Source organism: Pilimelia terevasa (assembly GCF_014647915.1).
In the GTDB taxonomy this organism is placed as follows: domain Bacteria; phylum Actinomycetota; class Actinomycetes; order Mycobacteriales; family Micromonosporaceae; genus Pilimelia; species Pilimelia terevasa.
This window is the reverse complement of sequence record NZ_BMQC01000003.1, coordinates 237,949-262,840: the sequence shown is the minus strand read 5'-3', so window position 1 is coordinate 262,840 and position 24,892 is coordinate 237,949. Positions and strand designations below refer to the sequence as shown.

The following is a 24,892-nucleotide window of genomic DNA, read 5'->3' as shown; positions in this document are numbered from 1 at the left end:
GGGTACCTTCCCCGCCAGGGAGGTGGTGACACCGTGGCACCCCAGCAGGCGTGGAGCGCCAAGCGCGAGCGGCAGTACGCGCACATCAAGAGCAGTGTGCGCAGGCGCGGCGGGTCGGTGGACACCGCCGAGGAGATCGCCGCGCGCACCGTCAACAAGGAGCGGGCGCGCGCGGGTGAGGCGCAGCGCAGTTCCCCGCTGTCGACGTCGGACATCTCCTCGGGCCGCCGCGGCGGGCTGCGGTCGCACCGGGGCGCGGGCGGCCGGACGAAGGCCCAGCTCTACAACGAGGCGAGGAAGAAGAACATCCGCGGCCGGTCGACGATGACCAAGGCGGAGCTGGAGCGTGCGGTCGGCCGGTGAGCCGCCGCCCGCGCGCCCGGCGTGCCGACCGCGGGCGCCGTCGGGCGCGTGCGCGGTGGGCGGCCGTCCCAGGCCGGTGGCGGCCGGCCAGCGGACCGCTCCGCTGGCCGGCCCGACGGCGACGCGAAGGGGGTTGCGTCGGCGGCCGACCCCGATGGAGTGCCCCCACGGTGGTACGTGCGCCGGGGCTCCATCCCAGCACGGCCGGGCCGCCGGCACACCCGCCGCGCCGTTTCCTTACTCATGTTGGTCAATCTCCTGCGCCGGACAACCGGCCGCGACCTTGACGTCGGCCGGGGCGCGCAGTTAACGTAGCGGTTAATTAGCTAGTTGGTTAAGTGCGGCGGCAGGGTGAGGGCGACGGTGGCGGAGGACAGGTTGAGCCCGGTCTTCTCGGCCCTGGCGGACCCGACGCGCCGGGCGATCCTCGCCCGGCTCGCGGACGGCGACGCCACGGTGGGGGAGCTGGCCGAGCCCTTCGCCATCAGCCTCCCGGCGATCTCCCGGCACCTGAAGGTGCTGGAGCACGCCGGCCTGATCACCCGCAGCCGCAGCGCCCAGTGGCGCACCAGCTCGCTGGAGGCGGCCCCCCTCGCGGAGGCCACCGCCTGGATGGAGCGGTACCGCCGCTTCTGGGACGCCAACCTCGACCGCCTCGACGCCCACCTGCGCCGGGTCCAGCAGGCAGCCCGCGCCCACGAGAACCACGAAGGGAAACCGTCATGAACGAACTTGTCGTCACCCGCCTCTTCGACGCCCCGGTCGCACTGGTCTACCGGGCCTTCGTCGACGCCGACCAGCTTGCGCAGTGGTTCGGCCCGGTCGGCTACTCGGTGCCGCGCGACAGCGTCGAGGTCGACGCCCGCCCCGGCGGCGCGTACCGCTTCACCATGGTCAGCGACGCGGACCCGGCCGAGTCCTCGCCGATCTCGGCCACCTTCACCGAGGTCGAGGAGAACCGGCTGCTCGTCGGCGTCGAGAAGGTCACCGGCCTGCCCGGTACGGAGGGGGAGGTCACGCTGACGATGCGCGTCGAGTTCCACGACGAGGGCGGCAAGACCCGGCTCGTCATCCGGCAGGGGCCGTTCACGCCGGAACTGGCGGAGATGACCCGGCAGGGCTGGGAGAGCTCCTTCACCAAGCTGGACCGGGCACTGGCCGCCGCCTGAGCGCCGCCGCGCCCACCGCCACCCCGCCGCCGGGCGGCGCCCTATGCGCCCGCGCGGTGGGCGCGCAGGGTGTCCGCCCAGCGGGCCAGCGAGTCCAGCATCGCCGCCAGGGAGTCCTCGGCCGGCTCCGGCGCGGTGAACACGCCGTCGGACACCGCCTTGCCGGCGAACGGGATCGACACCATCTCCGGCAGCGGCACCAGGTGCATCCCGCTCAGGACCGGCCGCAGCAGTTGCAGGGCGCGGGTACCGGCGGCGATCCCGCCGTAGCTGAGCAGGCCGACCGGCTTGTTCTGCCACTCCTGCCAGAGGTAGTCCAGCGCGTTCTTCAGCGGCGCGGTGTAGCCGTAGTTGTACTCCGGCATCACGAACACGAACGCCTCGGCCGCGTCGACCTTGGCGCTCCAGTCCCGGGTGTGCTGGTGGGTGTACCGCCGCAGCCGCGGGTGGTGCGGCTCGTCCATCATCGGCAGGTTCCACTGCGCCAGGTCGACGAGTTCGACGTCGAACGCGCCGTGCTTCTCGGCGCGCGCGGCGCACCACTGGCCGATCGGCAGGCCGATCCGGCCGGGTCGGGTACTGGCGACGATGATCTGAAGCGAGGTCATGGATCTCCGTTTCGCATCGGTCCCACCAGTGGGCGGGGAGGGCCGTGACGCTGGGCGACCAGGCGGTCGCACCTTACACTCGAACCGTGGCTGACCAGGCAGAACTACCGCCCGACGCCGGGGAGACCGACCCGCGGGAACCCCGGCCGGGCGCCCCCGCGGCGGTACCCGCGGAGCCCGTTGCGGTACCCGCGGAGTTCACAGCGGCGCCCGCGGCGGCGCCCCCGGATCCCGCGGCGACACCCGCGCTGCCGGAGCCCGCGGGCGCGCCCGCGGAGTCCGTCGCCGCGCCCCCGGCGCCGGCCGCGGCGCCCGCGCCCGTGCGGCACTGGCGCAGCGGCTGGCGGCCGTGGGCGCTCGGCCTCGCGGTCGTGGCGGCGGCCGGCGCCGCCGCCGCAGCCGTCCTGAACGGTACCGCCGCGCCGACGCCGGTGGCGACTCCGCCACTCCCGGCGGCCCCGCCGGTGGCGTTCGAGCCGACCGTCGCCCCCGTCCCGCCGGCCGCCCGGGCGGCCTCGGACCTGCCCACCGTCACCTACCTCGGACGCCTGCCCGCCGGCCTGCCCCGCGACCCCGCACCGATGTCGCCGACGCTGCTCACCACGGTGGTCCGCCCGCAGAAGACGCTGGCCGTCTACGACCGGCCCGGCGGCCGGGCGCGGGTGTTCCTGCCCAGGGCCATCCACGGCGTCCCGGTACACGTGCCCCTGGTCCGCCGGCAGACCGGCTGGATCGGTGTCCTGCTGCCCTCGGGGAACCGGACGATCGGCTGGCTGCCGCCCGGCGGCTGGGACACCACCACGGTCCGCGACCAGCTCGTCATCCGCCGCAAGGCGCACACCCTGACCTGGCTGCGCGACGGGAAGGCCCGCCGGACGTGGACCGTCAGCGTCGGCTCCGGCCAGTCGCCGACCCCGCTGGGCCGCTCCTTCGTCTTCGGCCGCTCCGCGCTGCCCGGCGAGGTGTACGCCGGCCTAGACGTGCTGGCCCTCGGCGCGGTGCCCGACGACCCGGACTCGGTGCCGGCCGGCCTGCGCGGCGCGCACATCGGCATCCATAGCTGGTACCAGAACACGTTCGGCGGCAACACCTCCGACGGCTGCGTCCAGGTGCCGCAGGCCGGGCAGCGGCTCCTGCTGGCCAATGTCACCAAGGGCAGCGGCGTCCTCGTACTACCGTAAGCGTCGATGGGTTGTCCACGGCCGAACAGGCGTGGCTCGATGGCTCGCCGTCCATTAACGTCTGCCCGTGGAGCATCCTTCCGCGCTCCACACGGGAGGATGCGCGACACGAGGAGGACCCCTTTTGCGACGCGCGTTCACGGTGGCCACGGCCGCCGTCCTCACCCTGACCCTCGCCGCCCCGGCGGACGCCCGCGCCGCGGGTGCCGGCCCGGGCAGTGCGGGCATCGGCGACAGCTACTACCCCCTGTACGGCAACGGCGGCTACGACGCCGCCCACTACGACGTCCGCCTGCGCTACCACCACGACCAGGGCCGGCTCACCGGCACGACGACGATGCTGGCCACGGCCACGCAGGACCTCAACCGGTTCAACCTGGACTTCGCGCTCGACGTGCAGTCGGTGCGGGTCAACGACCGCCCGGCGGCCTTTGTCCGGGAGCAGGGGCGGGAGCTGATCGTCACCCCGGCCAAGGAGATCAGGTCCGGCGAGCGGCTCAACGTCGTCGTCACGTACGACGACCGGCCGGCCACGAAGGTCGTCGACGGGCACGTCGGCTGGAAGGCGACCCGCGACGGCGTGACCATGCTCGGCGAGCCCGAGGCCGCCCTGTGGTGGTTCCCGAGCAACGACCACCCGACCGACAAGGCCACGTTCGACGTGTCCGTGCAGGTGCCCGAGCGGCTGGCGGCGCTCAGCAACGGGCTCCAGAACGGCCCGCCGACGCAGCCCATCGCCGGCTGGAAGCGGTGGAGCTGGCGCAACGACCTGCCGACGGCGACGTACCTGCAGTTCCTGATGATCGGGGACTACGAGATCGTCACCGACGAGATCAACGGCCTGCCGTCGATCAACGCGTACCACAAGGACCTCGGCCCGGCGCTGCCCGCGGCGAAGGCCAGCATCGAGCGGACCGCCGAGATCGTGGAGTGGGAGTCGAGCCTGCTGGGTCCGTACCCGTTCCACACCCTCGGCGGGATCGCCGGCCCCTCCGACGGCTTCCGGTCGGCGCTGGAGGTCCAGGGCCGCCCCTACTACGGGCCGGGCTTCTGGTCGCGGGGCAGCAACACGTCCGTGGTCGTGCACGAGCTGGCGCACCAGTGGTTCGGCGACTCGGTCTCGGTCAAGGACTGGCGCGACATCTGGCTGAACGAGGGCTGGGCCACCTACCTGGAGTGGCTGTGGTCGGAGCGCAACGGCGAGGGCACCGCGCAGGAGCTGTCCGACTACGCGTACGTCAAGGAGCCGGTGGACTCGGCGTTCTGGCAGGTCATGCCGGGCGACCCGGGCGCGTCGGACCTGTTCCACCGCGCGGTGTACAACCGCGGCGCCATGACCGTGCACCAGCTCCGGCTGGCGCTGGGGGACGAGAAGTTCTTCCACTTCGTCCAGGAGTGGCAGAAGACGCACAAGTACGGCGTCGGCACGATCACGGAGTTCCAGCAGGCGGCCAGCGTGGCCGCGGGCCGGGACCTCGGGCCGATGTTCCGCACCTGGCTGTTCACCAAGGGCCGGCCGGCCGCGCCGCAGGCGCACCGGGCGACCCCGGCCGAGCCGCGTAGCTGGCAGCGGATCGCCGAGGCGCACGAGCAGGTCCACCAGCACGAGGACCTCGGGCGCACGCACCACGGGCACGACCACCACGGGCACGACCACCACGGCCACGCCCACGGGCACGCGGGTCACCAGCACTGAGTGACGCCGTTCGGGGTGCTCCGCCGGTCCGCCGCCGGAGCACCCCGGGCGGTCAGTCGCGGGCGCGCAGGGCGTCGCGGATGTCGGTGAGGAGCAGGACCTCCTCGCTCGGGGCGTCGGGCTCGGGCTCGACGCCCTTCTTGCGCCGCTCGGCGAGCTTGTTCAGCGGCATCACGACGAAGAAGTACAGCGCGATGGCGGTCAGCAGGAACGTGACCAGCCCGTTGACGAACAGCGTGTACTCGAAGTCGACCCCGCGGACGCTCCAGACCGATTTTTCGATCTTGTCCTTGCCCATGATCAGCAGCGTGAGAAGTCGGATCAGCGGTTCCAGGAAAGCCTTGGTCAGCGAGCCGACCAGGCCGGTGAACGCGGTACCGATGACGACGCCGACGGCCAGGTCGACGACGTTGCCGCGCAGGATGAAATCTTTGAAGCCCTTCAGCATGGGTACAGGCTAGGGCCACCCCCCGGGGGACGCGCCGCAGGTCAGGTGTCGACCCGGCCCGCGGTCAGCGCCTCGTCCACCGTCGGGTACGTGGGCAGCACCTCGGCGAGCCCACTCACCTCCAGGATCCGCTGCACCCCGCGCTGCGGCGCCGCCAGACGGATCTCGCCGCCGGCCGCGTCGCACGCGTTCTTCGCCCGGACGAAGACGGACAGCCCCGTGGAGTCACAGAACGACGTGTCGCCCAGGTCGAAGACGAGCCGGGTACGACCGGCGTCCACGAGCTGGGTGACGTGGTCCTGGAGCTTCGGTGCGGTGGCCATGTCCAACTCGCCCGCCACCGCGATCACCGCGGCATCGTCCCGGACCTCAGACTGCACTGTCAACGACATCATTACCTCCTGCCGAGAGAAACCTACTCCACCCGCGAACCGGCGTCAGGTGGATGTCCCCCCGTCGGCTGTCACCGACCCGACACCCGTCGCCCTTGACCCCTTCTATTCACCGAGTGAATAGTAGGGCCATGTCCACGCCACACGTCCTGCTCGGCCTGCTCAGCGCCGGTCCGCTGCACGGCTACGACCTCAAGCGGGCGCACGACCAGCGCCTGCCCAGGGCCAGGCCGCTCGCGTACGGGCAGGTGTACGCCACCCTCGCCCGCCTGGCCCGCGACGGGCTGGTCACCGCGACCGGCACCGACCGCGCCGCCGGCCCCGACCGCACCGCCTACGCCGTCAGCGACGCCGGCCGGGCGGCGCTGGACGCCTGGCTCGGCGAGATCGAGCCGCCCGCGCCGCACGTGGCCAGCGCCATGCTCGCCAAGGTCGTCATCGCGCTGCTCGCCGCCGACACCGCCCGCGCCCGCGACTACCTCGCCCGCCAGCGCGCCGCGCACGCCGCCCGGCTGCGCGACCTGACCGCCGTCAAGACCGCCCCCGACGCCACCCTCGGCGACCTCGTCGCCGCCGACCACGCGATCCTCCACCTCGACGCGGACCTGCGCTGGATGCAGAACACCGCCGGCCGCGTCGCCGACCTGCACACCGAGGTGCACCGATGAACCCCACCCTCCTGTCCGCCCGCGCCCTCCACCACTCCTACGGCCACACCCCCGCCCTGCGCGGCGTCGACCTCGACATCGCGCAGGGCGAGATCGTCGCGGTGACCGGCCCCAGCGGCTGCGGGAAGTCGACCCTCCTGCACTGCCTGGCAGGCCTCATCCGCCCGGACAGCGGCCAGGTCCGCTACCGCGACACCCGCCTGGACGACCGCTCCGAGGCGGCGCGGTCCCGGCTGCGGCGCACGGAATTCGGCGTGCTGTTCCAGTTCGGGCAGCTCGTCGCCGAACTGCCCGGCGCCGAGAACGTCGCGCTGCCGCTACTGCTGGCCGGCGCGTCCCGCCGGTCGGCCGCCGCGGCGGCACGGTCCTGGCTGGAGCGCCTGGGCGTCGCCGCGGCGGCGGACCGGCTGCCCGGCGAGATGTCCGGCGGCGAGCAGCAGCGGTGCGCCCTCGCCCGCGCGCTGGTGACCGACCCGGCGGTGGTGTTCGCCGACGAGCCGACCGGCGCGCTGGACTCGCTCGCCGGGGAGAAGGTCCTCACCGAGCTGGTGCGGATCGCCCGCGAGCGCGGTACGGCGGTCGTCCTGGTGACCCACGACAGCCAGGTCGCCGCGTACGCCGGCCGGGAGATCGCGCTGCGCGACGGCGCCGCCGACCCGCTGACGCTGCCCGTCGGCGGTGCGGCGTGAGGGCCGGCACCCTGGTGCGGCTGGCGTGCGCCGGTACCCGCGCCGACCGCGCCCGGGTCACCGTGACCGCCCTGAGCGCGGCCCTCGCGGCGGCGGTCCTGCTGGCGGCGGCGAACGTGGCCGCCATCGGCCCGCTGGGCGGCCGGTCCGACAGCGACCGCTGGGCCAGGCACTACGCCACCGAGTTGCTGCGCGAGCCCGGCCTGCGCCCGGGGGTGATCCTCGCGCTGCTGCTGCTCGCGGTTCCCGTCCTCGCCCTGGCCGGGCAGGCCGTGCGACTGGGGGCGCCGGAGCGCGACCGCCGGCTGGCCGGACTGCGGCTGGCCGGCGCCACGCCCGGGGACGTGACCCGCGTAGCGGCCGCCGAGGCAGGGCTGGCCGCCGCCGTCGGCACGCTCCTAGGCGCGGCGGCGTACGGCGTCGCCCACGCGACCGTGGACGCCCGTGCCGAGGTCACCTACCTCCTGCCGCCGGGCGTCGCCGGGACGGTATGGGCGACGACGCCGTCGGGAGGCCGACCGGTAACGATCGTGGCGGGCGAGGTGGTGACCGCCGGATTTCCGCCACCGGAGGTGCTCTGGCTGCCGACGGACGTGTGGCCGGCGTGGTGGGCGGTGTGCGCGGTCGTCGTCGGGGTGCCGCTGGTCGCGTCGGCCGCGACAGCGCTGCTGCTGCGTCGCGTAGCCGCCTCGCCGTGGGGCGTGCGCCGGCGGACCCGCACCGGCCGCCCGCGGCACTGGCCGGTGGCCGGCCTCCTCGGCGCGGTGGCCTTGTTCGGCGGTCTCCTGTCACTCGCTCGCCGGGGAGCGGTCCTCCCGGAGTGGCTGGTCCTGGGTCTGGCGCTGGCGGTGCTGCTCCTGGTGGTCGCCTCGGTCGTCTCCGCCGCGGCGGTGGTGTCGTACCAGCTCGGGCGGTGGTGGAGCCGGTGGGCGCGCCGCCCCGCCGTCCTCCTGGCCGGGCGCCGGCTGCTCGCCGACCCGTGGGCGAACAGCCGCACCTTCACTGCGCTGCTGGCCGCCGGCCTGGTCGCCGGAATCTCGGTCGGGCAGCGGGAGTTGTTCCTCCTGCGCGAACGCGCCGAGATGGCCGACGCCGCCGCCCAGGGGTCCCCGGGCTCGGGGCGGGACACTTTCTACCTGCCGAGCATGGATCTCGTGGACACGACGATCGGCATCGGCGCGGCCATCGCGCTGGCCGGGCTGCTCGTGGCGGTCGTCGAGGACCTGGTGACCCGGCGCCGCGCGCACGCCTGCCTGGTGGCCTCCGGGGTGCCGGCCAGGGTCCTGGGCGCGTCGGTGCTGCTGCGCACGCTCGGCCCGCTGACGCCGGTCGTGGTACTGGCGGTGGCCGCCGGGTTCGGGTTGCAGCGGCCGTTCGCCTCCGGCTACGACATCAACGGTCACGCCGTGGCGGTGCCGGTCCCCTGGTGGGGACTGGCCACGGCGGTGGCCCTGCTCGTGGGGGGCGCGGCCGCGGCCGTCGGCGCCGGGCTGGTGCTGCTCCGCCGGACCACCGGACTGCACGAACTGCGCGTCGGCTGATGGCGGACCGTGGAGGCCACTGCGGATGGGCCGGTGTGGGCTGTCGGCATCGGACGGCCCACGCCGGTCGGGTGACCCGCCGCGCAGAACTGGCGGTCACCCGATGACGATCAGGGGATTTACCGCAGGTAGGCCGGTGCCGTAACGTTGTGAATACCTACCAACTCCGGGGAGTTACTCCACTTTCCCTCAACAGGGGCCGTGCGGCGGCCCCGACGCGGTACGCCCGGCCGGGGACGGCCGCGACGGGAGTGGCGGACCGACGACCCGGTGAGCAGGTCCGGGGGGTGATGGTAATGGCAGTCCTCACCGTGATCCGACTGAGCGAGGCGGCGCTGATCTGGGCCGACCGTCCACTGGGCGGATCCGTGAGTCGTCAGCTCGACACCGCGTTGCAGAACCTGCTCGACGAGGGGGTTTCGCCACTGGTCATCGACCTCGTCCGCGTGCCGGCGATCGACGCCGCCGTGGTCGAGGTCCTGGCGCAGGCCGCGGACGACGCGGGGGAGCTCGACATGGCGCTGCACCTGCGCCTGCCGGGCGGTCGCCGGGCGGTGGTCCGCGACGAGGTCGAACTGCGGCACGCCCTCACCCAGGCCTACCCCCGCGCCGCCTGACCGCCGCGGCGGCCTCCGCGGGTCCGCCGACCGCACCGCCCGCGCCGGCTCGTCCCCGGCGCGGGCGGTGCGGCCGGGGTCAGGCCAGGCCGAGGCGGGAGAGGGTCCACGCGGACATGAACGCCTCCTCGCGCCAGGCGTCGTACCGGCCCGACGGACCGCCGTGTCCGGCGCCCATCTCGGTCTTGAGCAGGTAGTCGCCGCCGGGGGCGGTCGCCCGCAGGCGGGCGATCCACTTGGTGGGCTCGGTGTACAGGACGCGGGTGTCGTTCAGGCCGCTCATCGCCAGGATCGCCGGGTAGCGCTGGGCGGCGACGTTCTCGTACGGCGAGTACGACCTCATGTACGCGTAGACCTCCGGGTCGTCCAGCGGGTTGCCCCACTCCTCCCACTCGGTGACCGTGAGCGGCAGGGTCGGGTCCAGCATCGAGGTCAGCGGGTCGACGAACGGCACCTGCGCGAGGATGCCGGCGAACTCCGCCGGGGCGAGGTTGGCCACGGCGCCCATCAGCAGGCCGCCGGCCGAGCCGCCCCGGGCGACCAGCCGGGCGGCGGACGTCCAGCCCGAGGACGTCAGGTGCCGGGCGCACGCCACGAAGTCGGTGAAGGTGTTCTTCTTCGCCAGCAGCTTGCCCTCGGTGTACCAGTGCCGGCCCATCTCGCCGCCGCCCCGCACGTGCGCCACCGCCCAGACCACCCCGCGGTCGAGCAGCGACAGCCGGGGGATGGAGAACCACGGGTCCATCGACGCCTCGTACGAGCCGTAGCCGTACAGGACCGCGGGGGCCGAGCCGTCGCGCGGGGTGTCCCGGCGGCAGACGAGCGAGATCGGTACCCGGGTGCCGTCGTCGGCGACCGCCCACTCCCGGTGCTGGGTGTACGCCGCCGGGTCGAAGTCGCCCAGGACCGGGGTGCGCTTGCGCAGGACCAGCTCCCGGTCGGCGAGCCGGTAGTCGTACACCGACTGCGGCGTCGTCAGCGAGGCGTAGCTGAGCCGGACGCTGTCGGTGCGGTACTCGGGGTTGCCGCTCAGGTGCACGCTGTACAGCGGCTCGGGGAAGGTGATGTCCCAGCCGTCGTCGGCGCCCGCGGGCAGCACGCGCAGGCCGGTCAGGCCCTCGGCGCGCAGCGAGACGACCAGGTGGTCGTGGAAGGCGTCGACCGCCTCCAGCCGCACGCCGGGGGTGTGCGGGAGGAGGGTGGTCCACGGGCCGGGGGCGGCGGCCGGGGTGGCGGCCAGCGCGAAGTCCTCGGCGCCGTCGTTGTGCAGGAGCAGGAACCGGTCGCCGTGGTGCTCGACCGTGTACTCCACGCCGTGCCGGCGGGGCGCCACGACGACCGGCGGCGCGGCCGGGGCGTGCGCGGGGACGGCCAGCACCTCGCTGGTCAGCTTGCTGTGCAGGTCGATGAGGACGTACTCGTGGGACCGGGTGAGGCTGACGCCGGCCCAGAACCGCTCGTCGGACTCCTCGTGCACGAGCACGTCGCGGTCCTGTGTGGTGCCGATCTCGTGCCGCCACACCCGGTACGGGCGCCACTGCGCGTCCACGGTCAGGTAGAACAGGGTGCCGCCGTCGGCCGACCACGCCGAGCCGTACGCGGCGTCGGGGATCTCGTCGGGGAGCATCTCGCCGGTGTCCAGGTCCTTGACCCGCAGGGTGAACCGCTCGTTGCCGACGTGGTCGGTGGAGTAGGCGAGCCGGCGGCCGTCGGGGCTGACGTCGTACGTGCCGAGGGCGAAGAACTCGTGGCCGGCGGCGAGCGCGTTGCCGTCGAGCAGGACCTCCTCGCCGTCGAGCGGGCCGCCGTCGGTGGCGGGCGGGTCCGCCTCGCCGGCCCGGACCACGCGTCGGCAGTGGATGCCGTACTGCCGGCCCTCCTCGGTGCGGCTGTAGTACCACCAGGCGCCGATGCGGGTGGGCACCGACAGGTCGGTCTCCCGGGTGCGGTCCTTGATCTCCTGGAACAGGGTCTCGGCCAGCGGCGCCAGGTGGGCGGTCGCCGCCTCGGTGTGGGCGTTCTCCGCCTCCAGGTACGCCCGGGTCTCGGGGCGGTCCCTGGCCGCGAGCCAGGCGTAGTCGTCGGTCACCGTGTCGCCGTGGTGGGTGCGGGTGGCGGGTTCGCGGTGCGCGACCGGCGGCGCGGCGGCGTCTCGTGTGGTGGTCACCCTGTGCACGTTACCCGCTACCGCGGCGGCGTCGGGAGCCGTCGCGGGCGGGTGGCCGGGGGCGGCCGCGGCATCGGCGCCCCCGGCCGGACCTCAGCGGACGGACAGCGAGTCGCCCGCGAAGCCGACGCAGCGGTACTCGCCCCAGACGCCGTTGCCGACGCCGGTGGCGCCGATGGTCTCGCAGCGGTCGCCGAAGTCCAGCGTCGTCAGGTACACCCAGTTGGTGCGGGGCTGGTAGGGCCTGGGGGCGACCAGCAGGTCGTCGCCGGTGAAGCCGCTGCGGACCTCGTACGTGCGCCAGAAGTTGGCCGTCCGGCCGTTGGCCCCGGCCTCGGCGGCCTTGCCGAAGTCGAAGGTGCCGAGCGGGTCGAGCGGGCGCGGGCCGGCGTGGGCGCCCGCGGCCGGGGCCACGGCGGCCGCGGCGGCGAGGGCGGCGGCGGCGAGGCCGCGCGCGAGGGTGGCGGTCATGTGGGTCCCCTTTGGTGTGCGACGGCGCCCGGCCGTTCCCCTTCGGGACCGGGCGTGCCGTGACCGTACGGTGCTCCTGAGTGGACTCTGCGTGACCTGGGTCACTCGTGAGGATGTCTCGGCTCTTTGGTGGATCGGGACCTCGGCCGTCCGTCCGACGTATACCCTGGGCGCATGCGGCGAGTCGAGTTCGCGGAGTACGGCCCACCCGGGGTGCTGACCGTCGTGGCCCGCCCCACCCCGGTGCCCGGCCCCGGCGAGGTGCTGGTGGCGGTGCGGTCGGCGGGGCTGCAGCCGTACGACGTGAAACTGCGCCGCGGCGACCTGCGCGGCCAGGTGGACCTCGCCCTGCCCTACTGCGGCGGCAGCGAGCTGGCCGGCGTGGTGGTCGCCGCCGGTCCCGGGGTCGCCGCCTTCGCGGCCGGCGACGAGGTCCTCGGCTTCGTCGCCGACGGCGCCCTGGCCACCCACTCCGTGGTGCCGGCCGACCGGCTGGTCCGCCGCCCGCCGGAGCTGGCGTGGGCCGCCGCCGGGGCGCTGTCCGCCTCGGGCCAGACCGCGGACCTCGCCCTGGCGGCGCTCGCGGTCGCGGCCGGCGAGACGGTCCTGGTGCACGCCGCGGCCGGCGGCGTGGGCAGCATGGCGGTCCAGCTCGCGGCGGCCCGCGGCGCCCGGGTGGTCGGGACGGCGAGCCCGCGCAACCACGACTACCTGCGCGGGCTCGGCGCGACGCCGGTGACGTACGGGCCGGGGCTGGTCGACCGGGTGCGCGCCGCGGCGCCCGCCGGGGTCGACGCCGCGCTGGACGCCGCCGGGCGCGACGCCCTGGTGCCGTCGCTGGAGCTGGTCGCGGACCCGGCCCGGGTGCTGACGATCGCCGACTGGGCGGGCGCGGCCGCGCTCGGCGTGCGGACCCTGCAGGGCACCCGCACCGCCGGCCGGCTGGCCGACCTCGTCGGCCTCTGCGTCGCCGGCCGGCTGCGGGTCGAGGTCGCCCGCACCTTCCCGCTGGCCGAGGCCGTCGCCGCGCACGCCCTGCTGGAAACGGGCCACGTGCGCGGAAAAGTGGTGCTTGTCTGATTACCGGCAGGTAATCCCGGCGCCACTTTCCTGCTACGCCCCGCCGGCCGGCCGATGAGATGGCCGACTTGTCTTATGAGGGGGAGTGCCAGCTTGCGCGCGGGTCAGGGCCGAGCTGCCGTCGCGGACGGCGGATTCACGCTGATCGAGGTCCTGGTGGCCCTCGGTCTCATCGGCGTGGTCATGGCCTCCGTCGCCGTGTTCCTCACCGGCGCCATGAGCACCACCCACCGCCAGGCCGGCCGGCAGGCCGCCGCCCAGGTGGCCGCCGGGGCCGTCGAGGCCGCCCAGGCCGCGGGCGGTGCCGCGATGGTCGCCAACCGGCCCGCGCCGCGGCCCCATCTCGTCAACGACGTGCCGTACACCGTCACCTACGGGACCCCCGCCCCGTGCTGGCAGACGACGGCCAGCGGCGCCTGCGCGGCCGCCAGCCCCGCCGCGGGCGTGCGGGCCGCCCAGCTCGTCAGCCTCACCGTCACCGTCACCTGGCCGAGCACCGAGTGCGGCACCGGGGGTACCTGCACCGAGACCGCCACCGCGCTGCTCGGCGCGACCCCCAGCGACCCGGAGTTCCCGTCGTGACCGCGCTCCCGCCCGACCGGCGCGACGACGCCGGGGTCACCCTGGTCGAGGTGCTCGTCGGCCTGGGCCTGATGGCCGTCGTGATGGTCGTCTTCACCAGCGGCATCGTCGCGGCGATGCGGGTCGCCCGCGGCAACGAGGCGATCGCCGACGCGCAGGCCCAGGTCAGCCGGGCCTTCACCCGGTTGGACACCGAGCTGCGGTACGCGGCGCAGGCCAAGAGCCCCAACGCCGAGGTCGACGGGGTGCAGCGGCCGCGGCTGGAGTACGTGGTGAACGCCGCCGGCACCGGCCAGTGCTACCGCGTGTGGCTCGACGGCGGCACCCTGTACCGGCAGAGCTGGTCGGCCTCCGGCACGCCGCCGCCCCCGGCCCCGCAGGTGCTGGCGGTCAACGTGGGGCGGATCGAGGACGAACCGGTGTTCGAGGTCGTCGAGTCCGAGACCGAGGGAATGCCGGCGACGGTCCGGCTGGCGCTGGCGGTGACGGCCGGCGGGGCCGCGCACCAGAGCGTGCGGCAACTCCGCCAGGACTTCTACCTGCCCAACACCCTCACCCAGGCCCCGGCCGCCGAGGACGGCGCGCCGGGCCGCGCGAACCTGGACACCTGCGAAGACCTCCTGGGGTTCTCATGATGCGGATGCTGCGGACCCTGCGGTGGCGCGACGACGCCGGCTCGATGCCGATGGCGCTGCTGCTCACGCTGGTGGCCACCTCACTCAGTACGGTCGCGCTGCCGACCGTGGTCACCCAGACGGTGTCGACCCGGACGACGATCAACCGCGCGCACGCCCTCCAGGCCGCCCGGACCGGGCTGGAGGTCGGCATCGCGCATGTGCGCGCCGCCCGGACCGGGGAGGTCGGCGTGCGCGCGGCGCTGCCCTGCAACGAGATCGCCGGCCAGCCCGGGGGCGAGGCGCGGACCAGCTACGCGGTGCGCTTCCGGTACTACCTCACCGAGCCGACCGCCTCGCCCGCGCCCGCCGCCGTGGGCTGCACGCAGGGCTCCGGCCCGGTCGGCGCGGCGACGCCGCCGTACGTCGAGCTTACCGCCACCGGCAGCACCCTGGAGGCGACGCCGACCCAGCGCCGGCTGCGCGCTGTGTACGACCTGCGGCTGGCGCCGGCCGCGCCCACCGCCGCCCCGACCACGGCCGCGCCGACCACCACCGCGCCGGCCCCGACCACCGGCCCGACCTACGGCCCGGAGGGCGAGACCACCCCGCACGCCCGCAAGATCCACTCCTGGGCCGCCAGCTCGAACTCCAGCGTCTGCATCGACGCCGGCTCGTCCTCGCCGCCCGTCGGCACCCTGGTCAAGTTCCGCACCTGCGACTTCGTGGCGACCAAGGACCGGGCCTTCAAGCAGTTCTTCTTCTACCGGCAGAACCTCCAGATCGCGACGGTCGGCTCGATCCTGGCCAACAGGCCGCTCTGCCTCGACGCCGGGGCCAGCCCGGCCGTCAACACGGCGCTCACCCTCCAGACCTGCGTGACGCCGACGCCGGCCCGCCAGCGGTGGTACCACAACAACGTCTACAACATCGAGATGGGCAGCGACAGCGGCAGCGGCCTGAGCGGCCTGTGCGTCAACGTGCAGAGCCCCGGCACCTCCGGCACCGGCGTCGTCCTGGGCGGCGGGTCCAACTGCAACAGCGCGACGTACAACACGAGGCAGACGTTCGGCATCTCGCCGTCGGTCGGGCCGGGCCAGGCCGGCGCGCGGCCCGTCGACTGCACCGACGAGGCCGGGTACCCCTGCGACATCACCCAGGTGTTCCTGCACGCCGGCCCCGGCCGGTGCCTGGACAAGTACACCTCGATCATGGGCAACATGGAGTGCGTGCAGCACCCGGACCCGGCCAAGCTGCGCTGGAACCAGCTCTGGCGCTTCCCGCGCGCCCCCGACGGCACGGCGGGCTTCGCGGCGCCGATCTACACCGTCGACACCTCGGGCAGGAAGTGGTGCCTGACCTCGGCCGGCTCCAGCAGGTTCCCGACACAGGCGGCCTGCGACCCGCGGAACCCGGCCGCGAACCAGCGGTTCACCCGGTACACCAACACCGGCAACTACAACACCATGTACCGCGTCGTGGACTCCAGCGGCCGCTGCATGACCCACCCGACCGACTACACCGGCAGTTCGGACACGAGCATGGTGTTCATCTGGTCCGGGGCGGTCTACAACTACAAGATCCGGTTCGACTCGTGCCTGAGCAAGTCGCAGGACCCGTACGACAGGGAGACGTACAACCAGCCGTCGTGGGTCAAGTGCCAGAAGTGGAACGCCCCGGCCGTCCTGCCGACCAGCCTGCCCACCGCGGCCCCCTCGACGCCGGCCACCACGGGCGCGCCGGCCACCACCGCGCCGACCACGGCGGCGCCGACGGCCCCGGGCGGGTCGGACGGCACCGCGCCGGGGGCGTACCCCACGGCGCCGCTGCGCGACCTCATCGAGGTCCCGGCCACCGACTAGCGCGGGCGGCCCGGGTCAGTGGATCGTCAGCAGGGCCCGCAGGCCGGTGATGTCCAGCGTGCGCAGCAGGCTGTCCCCGACGTTCGTCAGGACCAGCACCGACCGGGCGGCGGCGGCCTCCCGGTTGAGCAGCATCAGCGTGCCCAGCCCGAGCGAGTCGCAGAACGTCACGCCGCCCAGGTCCAGGACCACCCGGTGCGGCGCGTCGGCGAGCGCGGCCCTGACGGCGTCGGACAGCTCGCCGGTCGACAGCATGTCGATCTCCCCGGCCACGGTCAGCTCCGGCGCGCCGGAGGCGTCGCGCCGGACGTCGATCCGCAGGCGGGAACCGTTCATCCCCCCACGGTAGCCGGGGCGCCGGCTTCCCGCCGGGCGGCGGTTCCCGGCCGGGCCGCTGCGACGGTCCTCAGGTAGCGCTGTCAGAATGGCCCAACTGTGAGTGAGACCGCTGCCGCGGGGCGGCCGTACCCGGCTGACGCGCCCGCCTCCCAGGAACTGTTCGACCGCGCCCGCGCCCTGGTGCCGGGCGGGGTCAACTCGCCGGTGCGCGCCTTCGCGGCCGTCGGCGGGACGCCCCGCTTCATGGTGCGCGGGGCCGGCCCGTGGCTGTACGACGCGGACGGGCGTCGATATGTCGACTTCGTGAACTCGTGGGGGCCGCTGCTGCACGGCCACGCCCACCCCGAGGTCGTCGCCGCCGTCCAGGCCGCCGCCGCCGCGGGGACCAGCTTCGGTACGCCCACGGCCGGCGAGGTCGCGCTCGCGGCCGAGATCGTCGACCGGACGCCGGTCGACCGGGTGCGGCTGGTGTCCTCGGGTACCGAGGCGACGATGTCGGCGATCCGGCTCGCCCGCGGCTGCACGGGGCGGACCAGGATCGTGAAGTTCGCTGGCTGCTACCACGGGCACGTGGACGCGCTGCTGGCCGCGGCCGGCTCCGGCGTCGCCACGCTCGGGCTCCCCGACACCCCCGGCGTCACCGGGGCGGCGGCCGCGGAGACGGTCGTGCTGCCCTACAACGACCTCGCGGCGGTGGCCGAGGCGTTCGCCGCTCACGGCGAGACCATCGCGGCCGTGATCACCGAGGCCGCCCCCGGCAACATGGGCGTCGTGGCACCCGCCGCCGGCTTCAACGAGGGCCTGGCCCGGATCGCCCACGCCCACGGCGCACTGCTCGTCGTCGACGAGGTGATGACCGGCTTCCGGGTCGCCCGCGGCGGCTGGAGCGAGCGGGAACCGGTCGACGCCGACCTGTGGACGTTCGGCAAGGTCATGGGCGGGGGCCTGCCCGCGGCGGCGTTCGGCGGGCGGGCGGAGCTGATGGACCGGCTCGCCCCCGCCGGCCCGGTCTACCAGGCCGGCACCCTGTCCGGGAACCCGGTGGCCTGCGCCGCCGGCCTGGCGACGCTGCGGCTGGCCGACGCCGCCTGCTACGCGACGCTGGACCGGCTCGCCGCCCACGTCGGCGGCCGGGTCGCCGAGGAGCTGGCCAGGGCGGGCGTGCCGCACCGGATCTCCACCGCCGGCAACATGTTCTCCGTCTTCTTCACCGAGGAACCCGTCACCGACTACGCCGGGGCCAGGCGGCAGCGGGCCGACGCGTACGCCGCCTTCTTCCACGCCATGCTCGCCCGCGGCGTGTACCTGCCGCCGAGCGCCTTCGAGGCGTGGTTCGTCTCCACCGCGCTCGCCGCCCCCGGCGCGCTGGACGTCCTCGACGCGGCGCTGCCGCACGCCGCCCGGGCCGCCGCGGAGGTGTGCGCGTGAACACCCTGGTGCACGTCCTGCGACACGGCGAGGTGTACAACCCGGACAAGGTCCTGTACGGCCGGCTGCCCGGGTACCACCTGTCGGAGCTGGGCGTCCAGATGGCCAAGGCGGCGGCGGAGTACCTGGGCGGGCGCGACGTCACCCACGTCGTGGCCAGCCCCCTGGAGCGCGCCCAGCAGACCGCCGCGCCGTTCGCCGCCGCGTTCGGCAGCGAGGTCGGCGCCGACGAGCGGCTGATCGAGAGCGCGAACTGGTTCGAGGGCAAGCGCGTCTCGGTCGGCGACGGCGCGCTGCGCGACCCGCGCAACTGGTGGGTGCTGCGCAACCCCCGGACGCCGAGCTGGGGCGAGCCGTACACCCAGATCGCGGCCCGGATGCGGCGGGCGCTGCTGGCCGCCCGCGACGCCGCGCGCGGCCACGAGGCCGTCTGCGTCTCGCACCAGCTCCCCATCGAGATCCTGCGCCGCGCCATGCAGCGGCGGCGCCTGTGGCACGACCCGCGCCGCCGGCAGTGCGGCCTGGCGTCGCTGACCACGTTCCACTTCGCCGGGGACCGGCTGGTCGACGTCTCGTACGCCGAGCCGGCCGCGCACCTCGTCGCGATGTCGGCGGCGCCCTCGGCCAAGGGCGCCTGACGTGCCGCGCCCGGCGGCCCTCGCCCTCGCGCTCGCGCTGGGGGCGGCCGCCGGGCTGGTCGGCTGCGGCCGGGCGGCCGAGGCCCGCTGCGCGACCGACCAGGCGGGCTGGGTGCGCTGCCCGGCCGCCGCCCGCGCGGCGGCCCCCTCGCCCGGCGGGACGCTGCTCGACGGCCGGCCCGTCGACGCCGCCGCGTGGGCCGGCCGGGTCGTCGTCGTCAACTTCTGGGGCTCCTGGTGCGCGCCCTGCCGGGCGGAGGCCGACGACCTGGAGTCGACGTACCGGGCCGTCAGGGCCGACGGCGCGGCGTTCCTCGGCGTCAACACCCGCGACGAGCGGGACAAGGCGGTCGCGTTCGAGCGGGGCCGCGCCAGCTACCCGAGCGTGTTCGACCCGGCCGGCCGGGTGGCGCTGGGCTACGACCTCCCCCCCAACGCCGTCCCCGCCACCGTCGTCCTGGACCGGCGCGGCCGGATCGCCCGGGTGATCCGCAAGGCGGTCCAGCGCGCGACCCTGGAGCCGGTCGTCCGCGAGGTCCTCGCCGAACCGGACGCCGCCTGATGGGGGAGCGCTTCGCCGCCGCGGTCCAGGGCGGGCCGGTCCTGCTGGCCGTCGCCGCGGCGGCGCTCGCCGGCCTGGTCAGCTTCCTGTCGCCCTGCATCCTGCCGCTGGTCCCCGGCTACCTGTCGTACGTGACCGGGCTGGCCGGCGCCGACCTCGACGCGGCGCCGCGCCGCGGCCGGGTCCTGCTCGGCACCAGCCTGTTCGTGGTGGGCTTCGCGGCGGTCTTCGTACCGCTGGCGGTCCTGTTCAGCACGCTCGGGCGGCTGCTGGCCGACCACCAGCGGGCCCTGGAGGCCGGCGTCGGCCTGCTGGTCATCGGCCTCGGCCTCGCCTTCCTCGGGCTCGTGCCGGGGCTCGGCGGGCAGCGGCGGCTGCGGCTGCCGGCGGCGGGCCTGCTCGGCGCGCCGGTGTTCGGCGCCGTCTTCGCGCTGTCCTGGACCCCGTGCGTCGGGCCGACCCTCGGCGCGGTCCTCGGCCTGGCGGCGACCTCCGGCCAGGCGGGGCGGGCGGTCGTGCTGGCCGTCGCGTACACCCTCGGGCTCGGCCTGCCGTTCGTGGTCTTCGGGCTCGGGTTCCGCCGGCTGCTCGGCCTGGTCGCCGGGGTCCGCCGGCACTCCCGCTGGGTCACCCGGGTCGGCGGGGCGCTGCTGGTGGCCGTCGGGCTGGCGCTGGTCAGCGGCGGCTGGGCGGCGTTCGTGATCTGGCTGCGCGGGGCGGTCGGCGTCGGCCAGGTGGGCCTGTGACCGCCTTCCTGCGCAACTCCTGGCGCCAGCTCACCAGTATGCGGACCGCCCTGGTCCTGCTGTTCCTGCTCGCCGTGGCCGCCGTGCCCGGGTCGGTGCTGCCGCAGAAGGGCGTCAAGGTCGAGGACGTCGAGGCGTACGCCCGCGCGCACCCGGACCTGGCGCCCTGGGTGGACCGCCTCTGGGGCTTCGAGGTGTTCACCTCGCCGTGGTTCGCCGCGATCTACCTGCTGCTGTTCACCTCCCTGGTCGGCTGCATCCTGCCGCGGGCGCGGGCGCACTGGCGCGCGGTGTGGGCCCGGCCGCCCGCGGTACCGCGGAACCTGGACCGGCTGCCGCAGCACGCCGCGCCCGCCGACGCGGCCGGGGACGCCGCGGCCGCGGCGGCGGCGGCCGCCGCGCGGCTGCGCCGCGGGCGCTGGCGGGTGGCCGCCCGCGCGGAGGGCGAGGGCGCCTGGGGCGTGAGCGCCGAGAAGGGCCACCTGAAGGAGACCGGGAACCTGCTGTTCCACACGGCCCTCATCGCGGTGCTCCTCGGCGTCGCGGTCGGCTCCTGGTACGGCTGGTCCGGCAACCGGCTCGTCGTCGCCGGGCCGGACTACGCGTTCTGCAACACCGTGCAGCAGTACGACGAGTTCACGGCCGGCCCGCGGGTCGACCCGGCCGCCCTGCCGCCGTTCTGCATCGAACTGACCGACTTCCACGCCCGCTTCCTGCCCAGCGGACAGCCGGCCGCCTTCCGCGCCCGGGTCGCCGTCGACGGCGACGGCCGGCCGCGCCGGGAGGTACCGGTGGCGGTCAACAACCCGCTGCGACTGGACGGCGCCAACGCCTACCTGCTCGGGCACGGCTTCGCGCCGGTCCTGCGGTACACCGACCGGTTCGGGCGCGCGCAGACCACGGCGGTGCCGTTCCTGCCCGTCGACGACCTGTCCACCGGCGAGGGCGCGGCGAAGTTCCCCGACGCCAACGTCGACCCGCGCACCGGGGCCCGCGACCCGCGGCTCCAGGTCGCCTTCGAGGGCCTGTTCCTGCCGACCGTGCCCGACGCGCCGCCGTTCACCCGGTCGGCGTTCCCGGAGGAGCGGGCGCCGGGCGTGCTGCTGTGGGCGTACCGGGGGAACCTCGGCGAGGACGCCGGCATCCCCGGCTCGGTGTACCGGCTGGACCAGGCGGCGGTCGCCGCGGGTGCCCTGAAGCAGGTGGGCGAGCCGAAGCTGCTGCGGCGGGGCGAGACGTGGACCCTCGACGACCGGACGACGGTCGAGTTCCTCGGCACCCGGCGCTGGGTGACGGTCTCGGTGCGGCACGACCCCGGCCAGGTGCCGGTGCTGGCCGGCGTGGCGGTGGTGCTGGTGGGCCTGACCGGGTCGCTGTTCGGCCGGCGGCGGCGGGTGTTCCTGCGGTTCACGCCGGCCGCGGGCGGCGGCTGCCAGGTGCGCGCGGGCGGCCTGCCCCGCACGGACTACCCTGGCTTCGCCGACGAGTTCTCGCAGGTCGTCGCGGGTGCGGTCGGCGCGCCCGCGCAGGTGCGTGACCGGGGAGGTACCGACTGATGGCCGCACTGTCCGACCAACTGCTGGTGGCGACGATTCTCGCCTACCTGGCGGCGATGATCGCCCACGCGACGGAGTACGCGTTCGGCCACCGCAGCGTGGTGGGCCGCGCGGCGACCCGCGTGCCGCAGCTCGCCGCGGTCGGCGGCGGCGCGCCGCCCGCCCCGGAGTCCACGCCGGACCACCCGCCCGTCCCGGCGACCGCCGGGTCCGGCGGCGGGTCGGCAGGCGGCGGGGCGCCCGCGGGGTCGGGCGCGATTCCCGCCGCCCAGGCGGAGCGGTGGGCCGGCCACGCCGCCGTGCTGGCCACGGTCCTCGGCGCGCTCGCCCACCTCGGGGTGCTGGTCACCCGCGGCCTGGCGGCCGGGCGGATGCCGTGGGGCAACATGTACGAGTTCGCCGTCGCGATCACCTTCGTCGGCGTCGTCGCCTGGCTGGTGACGCTGGCCCGCCGGCCCGAGCTGCGGCACCTGGGGCTGTTCGTCGCGCTCGCCGACGTGCTCCTGCTCGGCGCCACCGGCATGACCGCGTACACCGAGGCCAAGCCGCTGGTGCCGGCGCTGCAGTCCGCCTGGTACCTGGTGCACGTGTCCAGCATCATCGTCGCCTCCGGGCTGCTGCTGCTCGGCGTGGTACCGGCGGCGATGTACCTGATCCGCGACGGGTACGAGGCGGGCCGCCGCTCCTTCCCGTACAGCCTCGGCGCCCGGGTCCCCGCCGCGGCGGCGCTGGAGCGGCTGACGTTCCGGCTGCACGCCTTCGCGTTCCCGCTGTGGACCTTCGCCGTCGCCGCGGGCGCGATCTGGGCCGAGTCGGCGTGGGGCCGGTACTGGGGCTGGGACCCGAAGGAGACCTGGGCCTTCATCTCCTGGGTCGTCTACGCCGGGTACCTGCACGCCCGCGCCACCCCGTACGTGCGCCGCCGCACCGCGGCGTGGATCGCCGTGATCGGCTTCGCCACCATGCTGTTCAACCTCTACGGCGTCAACCTGTTCTTCGACGGCCTGCACTCCTACGCCGACGCCGACTGACCGCGGCCGCTCCCCGGGGGCCGGCCCGCCGCGCGGACGGGCGGACCGCGGTGACAACCGGCGGCCGTCGCGCGCGCGTCCTACTGGGTACGCGGGATCACGGCCGCGGGCGCGGGTGTCAGGACCACGGGGGAGGTCGTCGGGTGAAGCCGGCCGAGGAGTTGCGGTTCCGACAACTGGTGCTGGGCCGCTCGGAGGCGCTGCTGCGCAGCGCGTACCTGCTGGTCGGCGACCGGGGCCGCGCCGAGGACCTGGTGCAGACCGCGCTCGCCAAGACCTACGCGGCCTGGCCGCGGATCCGCGACGCCGGGGCGCTGGAGGCGTACGTGCGCCGGGTCATGGTCACCACGGCGACGTCGTGGTGGCGCGGCCTGCGGTTCCGGGAGCACCCGGTGGCCGAGGCGCCGGCCCGGCCGGTACCCGACGCCGCGGACGCCGTCGCCGAGCGCGACGCGATGTGGCGGCAGCTCGCGGCGCTGCCCGTCAAGCAGCGGGCGGTGCTGGTGCTGCGGTACTACGAGGGACTGTCCGAAGCGGAGATCGCCGAGGTGCTGGAGGTGTCGCGGGGCACCGTCAAGAGCCACACGTCGCGCGCGATGTCCGCGCTGCGCCGCCGGATGACCGAGCCCTGCCCGGAGGTGGCGGCGTGAGCGTCTTCGGGGGGCCGCGCCGCCCGCGGCCGGCGGGCGCGGGCCTGCCCGGCGACGAGCCGTGGGTGGCCGGCGCGGTGGCCGTGGCACTGGCGGAGCGGGCCGCCCGCTGGCGCGGGCCGCTGCCGGTGGAGGCGGTCGTCGGCGCGGGCCGGCGGCGGGTCCGGCGCCGGCGCCTGCTCCGGGGCGGGGTGCTCCTGCTCTGCGCGGCGGCGGCGGCCGCCCTCTGCCTGACCACCCGCTGAGCCCGACCACCCGCGGAGGACGCGGCGGGCGTGCGGGAGGATGGCGTCATGGCCCGTGGTTTCCCGTACGCCGACCTGCCCGAGTTCCTGCGCGCCCTGGAGCGGGCCGGCGAACTGCACCGGGTCCGGGTCCCGGTCGACCCGACGCTGGAGATGAGCGAGATCGTCACCCGCACCGTCCGGGCGGGCGGGCCGGCGCTGCTGTTCGAGCAGCCCACCCGCGGCGACATGCCGGTGGCGGTCAACCTGTTCGGCACCGCGCGGCGGACGGCGCTGGCGCTGGGCGTGGAGTCGCTGGACGAGATCGGCGCGCGGATCGGCGCCCTGGTCCGCCCGGAGCTGCCCGTCGGCTGGTCCGGGATCCGCGAGGGCCTCGGCAAGGTCCTGCAACTCAAGGCCGTACCCCCGCGCAGGGTCAAGACCGCGGCCTGCCAGGAGGTCGTGTACCGCGGCGACGACGTCGACCTGGGCCGCCTGCCCGGCCTCCAGGTGTGGCCCGGCGACGGCGGCATCTTCCACAACTTCGGCCTGACCCACACCAAGCACCCGGAGACCGGTAAGCGGAACCTGGGCCTGTACCGCCTCCAGCAGCACTCCCGCACCACCCTCGGGATGCACTGGCAGATCCACAAGGACTCCACCGCGCACCACGCCGTCGCCGAGCGGCTCGGCCAGCGGCTGCCCGTCGCCGTCGCCATCGGCGCCGACCCGGTCGTCTCGTACGCGGCCACGGCGCCGCTGCCGGGCGACATCGACGAGTACCTGTTCGCCGGTTTCCTGCGCGGCGAGCGCGTCGAGATGGTCGACTGCCTGACCGTGCCGCTGCAGGTGCCGGCGTCGGCGCAGATCGTCCTGGAGGGGTACCTGGAGCCGGGCGAGCGGCAGCCGGAGGGGCCGTTCGGCGACCACACCGGCTTCTACACGCCGGTCGAGCCGTTCCCGGTGCTGCACGTGCAGGCGATGACCACCCGCCGCCGGCCGATCTACCACTCGATCGTCACCTCGGCCCCGCCGCAGGAGGACCACGGCCTCGGCAAGGCCACCGAGCGGATCTTCCTGCCGTTGCTCAAGCTCCTCATCCCGGACATCGTGGACTACGACCTGCCGGCCGCGGGGGTGTTCCACAACTGCGTGATCGTGTCGATCCGCAAGCGGTACCCCAAGCACGCGCAGAAGGTGATGAACGCGATCTGGGGCGCGCACCTGCTGTCGCTGTCGAAGCTGGTCGTCGTGGTCGACGAGGACTGCGACGTGCACGACTACGCGCAGGTCGCCTTCCGCGCCTTCGGCAACGTCGACTACGCCCGCGACCTGCTGCTCACCGAGGGGCCGGTGGACCACCTCGACCACGCCTCGTACCAGCAGTTCTGGGGCGGCAAGGCCGGCGTGGACGCCACCCGCAAGCTGCCCGCCGAGGGGTACCACCGGGGCTGGCCGGAGGAGATGAGCATGTCGCCCGAGGTGGTCTCGCTGGTCGACAAGCGCTGGCGGGAGTACGGCCTGTAGCGCCCCGGCGTCGGCGGCCACCCCGCGGGCGCCCGCGCGCCGC

The 24,892-nt window shown here is 75.0% G+C and carries 28 protein-coding genes; 22 read left to right on the top strand and 6 right to left on the bottom strand.

Translation table 11 applies throughout. The features are described 5' to 3' along the window. The first annotated feature begins 33 nt into the window (after positions 1-33). From IEY75_RS06390 to IEY75_RS06380, 3 genes are all read left to right on the top strand, one after another. Positions 34-363, top strand: a complete 330-nt coding sequence (locus IEY75_RS06390) for a plasmid stabilization protein (protein ID WP_189113258.1) — start codon at positions 34-36, stop codon at positions 361-363. A gap of 363 nt (positions 364-726) precedes the next feature. Further along, positions 727-1,089 carry an ArsR/SmtB family transcription factor gene (locus tag IEY75_RS06385; protein ID WP_189113257.1) on the top strand — a complete coding sequence of 121 codons (363 nt, stop codon included), beginning with the start codon at positions 727-729 and terminating at the stop codon, positions 1,087-1,089. Beyond that, positions 1,086-1,532, top strand: a complete 447-nt coding sequence (locus tag IEY75_RS06380) for an SRPBCC family protein (protein WP_189113256.1) — start codon at positions 1,086-1,088, stop codon at positions 1,530-1,532. Before IEY75_RS06385 ends, IEY75_RS06380 begins: the two co-directional genes overlap by 4 nt. A 41-nt stretch (positions 1,533-1,573) precedes the next feature. Here the strand turns inward: IEY75_RS06380 and IEY75_RS06375 are convergent, their stop codons facing one another. Next, positions 1,574-2,140, bottom strand: a complete 567-nt coding sequence (locus tag IEY75_RS06375; RefSeq protein ID WP_189113255.1) for an NADPH-dependent FMN reductase — start codon at positions 2,138-2,140, stop codon at positions 1,574-1,576. 86 nt (positions 2,141-2,226) lie between these two features. On the opposite strand from IEY75_RS06375, the gene IEY75_RS06370 reads away from it, so the two are divergent. Then, positions 2,227-3,321, top strand: a complete 1,095-nt coding sequence (locus IEY75_RS06370) for a L,D-transpeptidase (protein ID WP_229789391.1) — start codon at positions 2,227-2,229, stop codon at positions 3,319-3,321. Between the two features lie 124 nt (positions 3,322-3,445). Further along, positions 3,446-5,017, top strand: a complete 1,572-nt coding sequence (locus tag IEY75_RS06365; protein WP_189113254.1) for a M1 family metallopeptidase — start codon at positions 3,446-3,448, stop codon at positions 5,015-5,017. Positions 5,018-5,069: 52 nt separating this feature from the next. Here the strand turns inward: IEY75_RS06365 and mscL are convergent, their stop codons facing one another. Next, the gene (gene mscL / locus IEY75_RS06360; protein WP_189113253.1) at positions 5,070-5,465 is read right to left on the bottom strand and encodes a large conductance mechanosensitive channel protein MscL; all 396 of its coding nucleotides are present in this window, start codon (positions 5,463-5,465) and stop codon (positions 5,070-5,072) included. 41 nt (positions 5,466-5,506) lie between these two features. After that, the gene (locus tag IEY75_RS06355) at positions 5,507-5,857 is read right to left on the bottom strand and encodes an STAS domain-containing protein (protein ID WP_189113252.1); all 351 of its coding nucleotides are present in this window, start codon (positions 5,855-5,857) and stop codon (positions 5,507-5,509) included. 131 nt (positions 5,858-5,988) lie between these two features. Between IEY75_RS06355 and IEY75_RS06350 the strand changes: the two genes are divergently transcribed. From IEY75_RS06350 to IEY75_RS06335, 4 genes are all read left to right on the top strand, one after another. Further along, positions 5,989-6,525: a PadR family transcriptional regulator gene (locus IEY75_RS06350; RefSeq protein ID WP_189113251.1), complete on the top strand. Its 537-nt coding sequence runs from the start codon at positions 5,989-5,991 to the stop codon at positions 6,523-6,525. Next, a complete protein-coding gene (locus IEY75_RS06345) occupies positions 6,522-7,214 on the top strand; it encodes an ABC transporter ATP-binding protein (RefSeq protein WP_189113250.1) in 693 nt (230 codons plus the stop codon). The genes IEY75_RS06350 and IEY75_RS06345 overlap by 4 nt, the downstream gene beginning before the upstream one ends. Beyond that, the gene (locus IEY75_RS06340) at positions 7,211-8,755 is read left to right on the top strand and encodes an ABC transporter permease (protein WP_189113249.1); all 1,545 of its coding nucleotides are present in this window, start codon (positions 7,211-7,213) and stop codon (positions 8,753-8,755) included. The genes IEY75_RS06345 and IEY75_RS06340 overlap by 4 nt, the downstream gene beginning before the upstream one ends. Before the next feature lie 296 nt (positions 8,756-9,051). Continuing rightward, the gene (locus tag IEY75_RS06335) at positions 9,052-9,372 is read left to right on the top strand and encodes an STAS domain-containing protein (RefSeq protein ID WP_189113248.1); all 321 of its coding nucleotides are present in this window, start codon (positions 9,052-9,054) and stop codon (positions 9,370-9,372) included. A gap of 79 nt (positions 9,373-9,451) precedes the next feature. On the opposite strand, the gene IEY75_RS06330 is transcribed toward IEY75_RS06335, so the two are convergent. Continuing rightward, the gene (locus tag IEY75_RS06330; protein WP_189113247.1) at positions 9,452-11,539 is read right to left on the bottom strand and encodes a S9 family peptidase; all 2,088 of its coding nucleotides are present in this window, start codon (positions 11,537-11,539) and stop codon (positions 9,452-9,454) included. Positions 11,540-11,632: 93 nt separating this feature from the next. After that, a complete protein-coding gene (locus tag IEY75_RS06325; RefSeq protein ID WP_189113246.1) occupies positions 11,633-12,010 on the bottom strand; it encodes a hypothetical protein in 378 nt (125 codons plus the stop codon). Positions 12,011-12,184: 174 nt separating this feature from the next. Here IEY75_RS06325 and IEY75_RS06320 point away from each other — a divergent pair, with 174 nt between their 5' ends. The 4 genes from IEY75_RS06320 (at position 12,185) to IEY75_RS06305 (ending at position 16,148) form a co-directional block, all read left to right on the top strand. After that, on the top strand, positions 12,185-13,090 hold the full coding sequence (locus IEY75_RS06320; RefSeq protein WP_189113245.1) for an NADP-dependent oxidoreductase: 906 nt from the start codon (positions 12,185-12,187) through the stop codon (positions 13,088-13,090). 93 nt (positions 13,091-13,183) lie between these two features. Next, a complete protein-coding gene (locus IEY75_RS06315) occupies positions 13,184-13,672 on the top strand; it encodes a type II secretion system protein (protein WP_229789390.1) in 489 nt (162 codons plus the stop codon). Beyond that, positions 13,669-14,307, top strand: a complete 639-nt coding sequence (locus IEY75_RS06310; RefSeq protein WP_189113243.1) for a PulJ/GspJ family protein — start codon at positions 13,669-13,671, stop codon at positions 14,305-14,307. The genes IEY75_RS06315 and IEY75_RS06310 overlap by 4 nt, the downstream gene beginning before the upstream one ends. Next, positions 14,307-16,148 carry an RICIN domain-containing protein gene (locus IEY75_RS06305; RefSeq protein WP_189113242.1) on the top strand — a complete coding sequence of 614 codons (1,842 nt, stop codon included), beginning with the start codon at positions 14,307-14,309 and terminating at the stop codon, positions 16,146-16,148. Before IEY75_RS06310 ends, IEY75_RS06305 begins: the two co-directional genes overlap by 1 nt. 15 nt (positions 16,149-16,163) lie before the next feature. On the opposite strand, the gene IEY75_RS06300 is transcribed toward IEY75_RS06305, so the two are convergent. Beyond that, the gene (locus IEY75_RS06300) at positions 16,164-16,484 is read right to left on the bottom strand and encodes an STAS domain-containing protein (protein ID WP_189113241.1); all 321 of its coding nucleotides are present in this window, start codon (positions 16,482-16,484) and stop codon (positions 16,164-16,166) included. Positions 16,485-16,583: 99 nt separating this feature from the next. On the opposite strand from IEY75_RS06300, the gene hemL reads away from it, so the two are divergent. The 9 genes from hemL (at position 16,584) to IEY75_RS06255 (ending at position 24,849) form a co-directional block, all read left to right on the top strand. Continuing rightward, positions 16,584-17,915: a glutamate-1-semialdehyde 2,1-aminomutase gene (gene hemL, locus IEY75_RS06295; protein WP_189113240.1), complete on the top strand. Its 1,332-nt coding sequence runs from the start codon at positions 16,584-16,586 to the stop codon at positions 17,913-17,915. 5 nt (positions 17,916-17,920) lie between these two features. Continuing rightward, on the top strand, positions 17,921-18,553 hold the full coding sequence (locus IEY75_RS06290; RefSeq protein WP_373290224.1) for a histidine phosphatase family protein: 633 nt from the start codon (positions 17,921-17,923) through the stop codon (positions 18,551-18,553). 1 nt (position 18,554) lies between these two features. After that, a complete protein-coding gene (locus IEY75_RS06285) occupies positions 18,555-19,115 on the top strand; it encodes a TlpA family protein disulfide reductase (RefSeq protein WP_189113238.1) in 561 nt (186 codons plus the stop codon). Next, entirely contained in the window at positions 19,115-19,861 is a 747-nt protein-coding gene (locus IEY75_RS06280) for a cytochrome c biogenesis CcdA family protein (RefSeq protein WP_189113237.1), read from the top strand. The genes IEY75_RS06285 and IEY75_RS06280 overlap by 1 nt, the downstream gene beginning before the upstream one ends. Positions 19,862-19,899: 38 nt before the next feature. Continuing rightward, on the top strand, positions 19,900-21,417 hold the full coding sequence (resB, locus tag IEY75_RS06275) for a cytochrome c biogenesis protein ResB (RefSeq protein WP_189113399.1): 1,518 nt from the start codon (positions 19,900-19,902) through the stop codon (positions 21,415-21,417). Then, a complete protein-coding gene (ccsB, locus tag IEY75_RS06270; protein WP_189113236.1) occupies positions 21,417-22,448 on the top strand; it encodes a c-type cytochrome biogenesis protein CcsB in 1,032 nt (343 codons plus the stop codon). The genes resB and ccsB overlap by 1 nt, the downstream gene beginning before the upstream one ends. A gap of 143 nt (positions 22,449-22,591) precedes the next feature. Next, the gene (locus tag IEY75_RS06265; protein ID WP_229789389.1) at positions 22,592-23,098 is read left to right on the top strand and encodes a SigE family RNA polymerase sigma factor; all 507 of its coding nucleotides are present in this window, start codon (positions 22,592-22,594) and stop codon (positions 23,096-23,098) included. Continuing rightward, entirely contained in the window at positions 23,095-23,343 is a 249-nt protein-coding gene (locus tag IEY75_RS06260; protein ID WP_189113235.1) for a hypothetical protein, read from the top strand. The genes IEY75_RS06265 and IEY75_RS06260 overlap by 4 nt, the downstream gene beginning before the upstream one ends. A 48-nt stretch (positions 23,344-23,391) precedes the next feature. Continuing rightward, on the top strand, positions 23,392-24,849 hold the full coding sequence (locus IEY75_RS06255) for a menaquinone biosynthesis decarboxylase (RefSeq protein ID WP_189113234.1): 1,458 nt from the start codon (positions 23,392-23,394) through the stop codon (positions 24,847-24,849). The last annotated feature ends 43 nt before the right edge of the window (positions 24,850-24,892 follow it).

Coding starts and splice junctions, on each gene's coding strand:
- IEY75_RS06380 (WP_189113256.1), top strand. CDS start 1,086: ATGAACGAACTTGTCGTCACCCGCCTCTTCGACGCCCCGGTCGCACTG.
- IEY75_RS06375 (WP_189113255.1), bottom strand. CDS start 2,140: ATGACCTCGCTTCAGATCATCGTCGCCAGTACCCGACCCGGCCGGATC.
- mscL (WP_189113253.1), bottom strand. CDS start 5,465: ATGCTGAAGGGCTTCAAAGATTTCATCCTGCGCGGCAACGTCGTCGAC.
- IEY75_RS06355 (WP_189113252.1), bottom strand. CDS start 5,857: ATGTCGTTGACAGTGCAGTCTGAGGTCCGGGACGATGCCGCGGTGATC.
- IEY75_RS06350 (WP_189113251.1), top strand. CDS start 5,989: ATGTCCACGCCACACGTCCTGCTCGGCCTGCTCAGCGCCGGTCCGCTG.
- IEY75_RS06345 (WP_189113250.1), top strand. CDS start 6,522: ATGAACCCCACCCTCCTGTCCGCCCGCGCCCTCCACCACTCCTACGGC.
- IEY75_RS06335 (WP_189113248.1), top strand. CDS start 9,052: ATGGCAGTCCTCACCGTGATCCGACTGAGCGAGGCGGCGCTGATCTGG.
- IEY75_RS06325 (WP_189113246.1), bottom strand. CDS start 12,010: ATGACCGCCACCCTCGCGCGCGGCCTCGCCGCCGCCGCCCTCGCCGCC.
- IEY75_RS06320 (WP_189113245.1), top strand. CDS start 12,185: ATGCGGCGAGTCGAGTTCGCGGAGTACGGCCCACCCGGGGTGCTGACC.
- IEY75_RS06305 (WP_189113242.1), top strand. CDS start 14,307: ATGCGGATGCTGCGGACCCTGCGGTGGCGCGACGACGCCGGCTCGATG.
- IEY75_RS06300 (WP_189113241.1), bottom strand. CDS start 16,484: ATGAACGGTTCCCGCCTGCGGATCGACGTCCGGCGCGACGCCTCCGGC.
- IEY75_RS06280 (WP_189113237.1), top strand. CDS start 19,115: ATGGGGGAGCGCTTCGCCGCCGCGGTCCAGGGCGGGCCGGTCCTGCTG.
- resB (WP_189113399.1), top strand. CDS start 19,900: ATGCGGACCGCCCTGGTCCTGCTGTTCCTGCTCGCCGTGGCCGCCGTG.
- ccsB (WP_189113236.1), top strand. CDS start 21,417: ATGGCCGCACTGTCCGACCAACTGCTGGTGGCGACGATTCTCGCCTAC.
- IEY75_RS06255 (WP_189113234.1), top strand. CDS start 23,392: ATGGCCCGTGGTTTCCCGTACGCCGACCTGCCCGAGTTCCTGCGCGCC.